Genomic DNA, 5,117 nt, shown 5'->3' with positions numbered 1-5,117 from the left:
CCTGGTCGACACCCGCCGCCTCGCCGACTGCTTCCCCGCGGTCGACTACTTCGAGAACTCCGGCCTGCCCTTCGTCATCGCCCTCAACGGCTTCGACGGGCACCAGCCCTACACGCCCGAAGAGGTCCGCGAGGCACTGCAGATCGGCCCGGACGCCCCGATCATCACGACCGACGCCCGCCACCGTGCGGACGCCAAGAGTGCCCTGATCACGCTGGTCGAACATGCCCTCATGGCACGTCTGCGGTAGGGCAAGTCGTCGGCACCATACGGCAGTTGTCGTAGATGTGCGGGAGCCGGCTGTGGCGTTTGACACGGCCGGCCCCGCTGTTCATAACGTTTCGACAGAGATATCGGGTGGTACCACCACGCGTCGCGTTCGGTCGGTGCCGCTGCGCTCACAAAAGCCCCGCCTTTTGGCGGGGCTCGCTCTTTATGACCGTTTTATCTGGGGCCTTCAGTCTGTGGAACGCCCACTTGCGAGTGTTTGGAATCGCGCAGACTGACGTGCTGGAATGCCTGAACTGCCCAGTAGTCAAGGACGTACAGGTCCGTGACAGGGCTCTTGAGACACCGCGGCACGACGTAGGTGCCGTCGCCGAGAGGTTGTTGGTCGAGTGAGGCGAAGCAAGAACGGTCCCGAGCCGTCGGCGCGGGGCAACTTCACCCCGCCGCCGCGCGGAGCGGCACCCGCACACGTGCCCGGCCCGGAGCCATCGGCGCTCCCGACCAGTGGCAGCCGCTTCTCGCCGCGCAACTGGCGCGTGCCGACGAGACTGAACGCGATCCTGCTCATACCCGTGCTGGTGGGCCTGGTCATGGGCGGCTTCCAGGTGAAGAGCTCCATAGACACCTGGCAGCAGGCGCAGGACGCGGAGGCCACCGCACGACTGGTTCAGGCGTCGCTGTCCTACGCGGACGCGCTCTATCAGGAGCGCGACATCTCCGCACAGCCCCTGCTGGACAAGAATGCGTCCGGCAAGGACAAAGTCGCGAACGAGGCGACCGTGAAGAAGGTGCGGGACGCCACCGACGCGGCCGCCGCCGCCTTCGACCGCGCCGCACAGAACATGCCGCACAAGGCGGGCCTCGAGCGCCGCCTCGGTATCTTCCGCGACGCCGAGAAGCAGCTCCCGGACCTGCGGAAGGGCGCCTACGGCGCCGCTTTCCCGGGAGTGAAGACCGAAGAGACCTACGTAGCGGTCGCGCACCCGCTGATGGAGTTCGCCAACGAGCTCGGCCTCGGCACCGGCAACATCACCAGCTACGGCCGTACGGTCTACGCCATCTCCCTCACCAAGGCCGCGCTCTCCCTCGAGCGCTCGATCGGCATGCACCTGCTGGTCAGCCCGGGCCCGGACCCCGAGAACTTCGGCAAGCAGCGCGTCGCCCTCTCGTCGTACGCCTATCTCGAGGGCATCGCCGTCGAGGAGTACCAGGGCGGTGGCACCGCGGCGGACGCCAGGAAGCTGCAGGAGGCCACGGTCAAGCTGAAGGCCGACGGCACCGCCCTGGCGCAGCAGGCCGCCGAGAATGCGAAGAAGGCCGGCCAGACCTATGTGCCGCCGCCCGACGACATGATCCAGCAGCTCGCCACCCTGCAGGCCCCGACTCCGGCGGCTGTCGCGGCGCTCGCCCCGAAGGGAGTCACACCCGCCAACTGGTGGGCGGTGAACACCCTCAAGTACAACGCCTACCGCCAGATCGAGTCGGACCTTGCCGACAAGGCCGTGTCGGACGCCTCGGGCATCGCCGACGACGCCAAGCAGTCCGCGTTCATCACCGGCGGCATCGTCGTCGTCGCCCTGCTCGCCGCGTTCGTCCTGGCCGGTCTCATGGCCCGCCAGATGAGCCGCTCGATGCGCCAGCTGCGCAACGCCGCCTTCGGCGTCGCGGAGCAGCGCCTGCCGATGCTGGTCGACCAGCTCTCGCGCACCGACCCGGGCCGTGTCGACACCCGCGTCGCGCCCATCCCGATCGCGTCCACGGACGAGATCGGCGAGGTCGCCCGGGCCTTCGACCAGGTCCACCGCGAGGCCGTCCGGCTCGCCGCCGAGCAGGCCCTGCTGCGGGGCAACATCAACGCGATCTTCACCAACCTCTCCCGCCGCAACCAGTCGCTGATCGAGGGCCAGCTGACCCTGATCACCGACCTGGAGAACAACGAGGCGGACCCGGACCAGCTGGAGAACCTCTTCCGGCTCGACCACCTCGCGACCCGTATGCGCCGCAACGGCGAGAACCTTCTCGTCCTCGCCGGCGAGGAGCCCGGGCGCCGTTGGGACCAGCCGGTCCCGCTGATCGACGTGCTGCGCGCCGCCTCCTCCGAGGTGGAGCAGTACGAGCGCATCGAGCTGTCGGGCGTCCCGGAGGCCGAGATCCACGGCCGCGCAGTGACCGACCTCGTGCACCTGCTCGCCGAGCTGCTGGAGAACGCCACCACGTTCTCCTCGCCGCAGACCAAGGTCCGCGTCACCGCCACCCGTCTCCCGGACGGCCGGATCATGGTCGAGATCCACGACAAGGGCATCGGCCTGACCGCCGAGGACTTCGCGGACATCAACCACAAACTGGCCAACCCGCCGACCGTGGACGCCGCGATCTCGCAGCGCATGGGTCTGTTCGTGGTCGGCCGGCTGTCGGACCGGCACGGCATCCGGGTGCAGCTGCGGCCCTCCGGCGAGCAGGCGGGCACCACGTCGCTGGTCATGCTCCCGGACGCCATCACCCACGGCGGTGGCGGCGAGCAGTCGCTGGAGCGCGACGAGTTCACGGTCTCGCAGATCATCCCCGAGCAGCAGTTCCAGGGTGAGAACTTCGGCTCCCAGCTGCCGATGCGTACGGCCGCGGAACTCGGCTTCGACGACAGCCAGTACGTGGAGGTCCCGGACGACATCCGCGACCTGGACCCCGTCGGCCGCTCGCTGATGCGCGAGGAGCGCCGTGCGGCCCTGGAGGCCCAGGCACAGGGCCACAGCCGCCCGGAGGAGGCCGCCGAGCCCGGCCCGTCGTACCAGGACGGGTTCGAGGCACAGGATCCGTCCTTCGGCAACGGGCAGCACCCGTACGAGGAGCAGCCGGCGGCGTACGATCCGTCGGCGGCGTACGAGGAGCAGTACTACGCGCCGAACGGCGGCCTGCCTCAGGGCGACGGCTTCCCGTCCGGTGGCTATCCGGAGCCGGCCTTCGCGGAACCGGTCCAGGACAACCGGGCGGCGAACCAGGGCACCGCGCCGGAGACGTTCCCGGCCTTCGACGAGTCCTCCTACCAGGACGACTGGCCGAAGCAGAACGAGTACCAGAGCGCATACCGCGGTGGTTACGCTCCGGATACGGAATCCTTGCAGGCCGCTGACGTGAGTGAGCAGGACCGCGTAGGCTTCGACCGTCCCGGACCGGCACCGTCCGCCGTTCACGACCTGACCGATGCAGGACTGCCCCGCCGCGGCACCACCGCGAACGGCGGTACCGATCGGCCGCAGCCCGTGACGCCGGAGCCTTCGTCGGGCACGGAGCCGGCCGGCGACTGGCGCTCCGCCAACGATCAGCGGTGGCAGCAGGCGTCCCAGGTCCGGAAGCCGAAGGCGGGCGGGGTCACATCCTCCGGTCTGCCCCGGCGGGTGCCCAAGGCGAACCTGATCGAGGGCGCCGCGGAGACGACCCCGCAGGGAGGCCCACAGGTCTCCCGCGCCCCCGAGGACGTGCGGGGCAGGCTGAGCAACCTGCGCCGAGGCGTCCAGCGGGGACGCAACGCAGGTAGTGAAACGAACGGCCAGGGCTTCGGTCCTGACAGCACCTACAACCAGGAGCGTTAGTGTGAGCCCGATGAGCCAGGCGGCACAGAACCTGAACTGGTTGATCACCAACTTCGTGGACAACACCCCCGGGGTGTCCCACACGGTGGTGGTCTCCGCCGACGGACTCCTTCTGGCGATGTCCGAAGGTTTTCCCCGCGATCGCGCCGACCAGCTGGCGGCCGTCGCCTCCGGTCTTACCTCGCTGACCGCGGGCGCCTCCCGCATCTTCGAGGGCGGCAGCGTGAACCAGACGGTTGTGGAGATGGAGCGAGGATTCCTCTTCCTCATGTCCATCTCCGACGGTTCCTCGCTCGCGGTTCTCGCCCACCCGGAGGCGGACATCGGTCTCATTGGGTACGAGATGGCGCTTCTGGTGGACCGTGCAGGTACGGTCCTGACTCCGGACCTTCGTGCGGAGCTCCAGGGAAGCCTTCTCAACTAACAGACGGACGGTGCGTATTGGCGTCCCGGGGCCGTAAGGTTTCGGGACGCGGCTTCCACAAGGATGGGTGCCCGGCGCAGTCGGAGGAGGAGAGAACGTGGCAACACCCCCAGGCGGTTCGCCCTCGGGCAACTGGTCCTACGGCCCCGGCCAGGGTCAGGGTCAGGGTCAGGGTCCGGGCGAGCAGAACCGGTACAACTTCCCCTCCGCGCCGAGCCACCGGCGCCAGCCGTACGCGCCCCAGGGCCCGCAGGGCCCCGGTCCGTCGCCGTACGACCAGCCGCCCGCGCCGCGCATCCAGCCCGTGCAGCCGCAGCGCCGTGCTCCCGAGCCGGCGCCCGCGGGCTCCTCGAACAACCCTCTGGTGCGCCCGTACGCCATGACGGGCGGCCGCACCAGGCCGCGGTACCAGCTCGCCATCGAGGCGCTGGTGCACACCACCGCGCAGCCGCACCAGATGCAGGGCCAGTTGCCCGAGCATCAGCGGATCTGCCACCTCTGCCGGGAGATCAAGTCGGTGGCCGAGATCTCGGCGCTCCTGACGATCCCTCTCGGCGTGGCCAGGATCCTCGTCGCCGACTTGGCGGAGGCGGGCCTGGTCGCCATCCATCAACCCGGCGGCGACGAGAACGCCGGCGGCCAGCCAGACGTGACACTGCTCGAAAGGGTGCTCAGTGGACTTCGCAAGCTCTAGCGGCGGTCCTTCCCGCTCCACCACCTCCGCGAAGATCGTGGTGGCGGGCGGCTTCGGCGTGGGCAAGACCACGTTCGTCGGCGCTGTCTCGGAGATCAACCCGCTGCGCACCGAGGCCGTCATGACGTCTGCTTCGGCGGGCATCGACGACCTCACCCACACCGGGGACAAGACCACCACCACG

Annotated in this window: 3 protein-coding genes and 2 pseudogenes; all 5 read left to right on the top strand. The window is 69.3% G+C overall.

What is annotated here, in order from left to right; genetic code table 11:
- A pseudogene (locus ADL25_RS05945) lies at positions 1-250 on the top strand (ATP/GTP-binding protein); the annotation flags it as partial.
- 367 nt (positions 251-617) lie between these two features.
- Positions 618-3,815 (top strand): nitrate- and nitrite sensing domain-containing protein, encoded by a 3,198-nt coding sequence (locus tag ADL25_RS05940; protein WP_059126567.1) that lies wholly within the window; start codon positions 618-620, stop codon positions 3,813-3,815.
- Positions 3,816-3,825: 10 nt separating this feature from the next.
- Complete coding sequence (locus ADL25_RS05935) at positions 3,826-4,239, top strand: roadblock/LC7 domain-containing protein (protein ID WP_030948713.1); 414 nt, start codon at positions 3,826-3,828, stop codon at positions 4,237-4,239.
- A gap of 97 nt (positions 4,240-4,336) precedes the next feature.
- A complete protein-coding gene (locus ADL25_RS05930) occupies positions 4,337-4,933 on the top strand; it encodes a DUF742 domain-containing protein (RefSeq protein ID WP_059126566.1) in 597 nt (198 codons plus the stop codon).
- Positions 4,914-5,117, top strand: a pseudogene (locus ADL25_RS05925) (ATP/GTP-binding protein); the annotation flags it as partial. The gene ADL25_RS05930 and the pseudogene ADL25_RS05925, both read left to right, overlap by 20 nt.

The sequence above is a fragment of the Streptomyces sp. NRRL F-5122 genome (assembly GCF_001507435.1).
In the GTDB taxonomy this organism is placed as follows: domain Bacteria; phylum Actinomycetota; class Actinomycetes; order Streptomycetales; family Streptomycetaceae; genus Streptomyces; species Streptomyces lannensis.
Note: the sequence above shows the minus strand (reverse complement) of the source record. Positions and strands in the feature narration are given on the sequence as shown.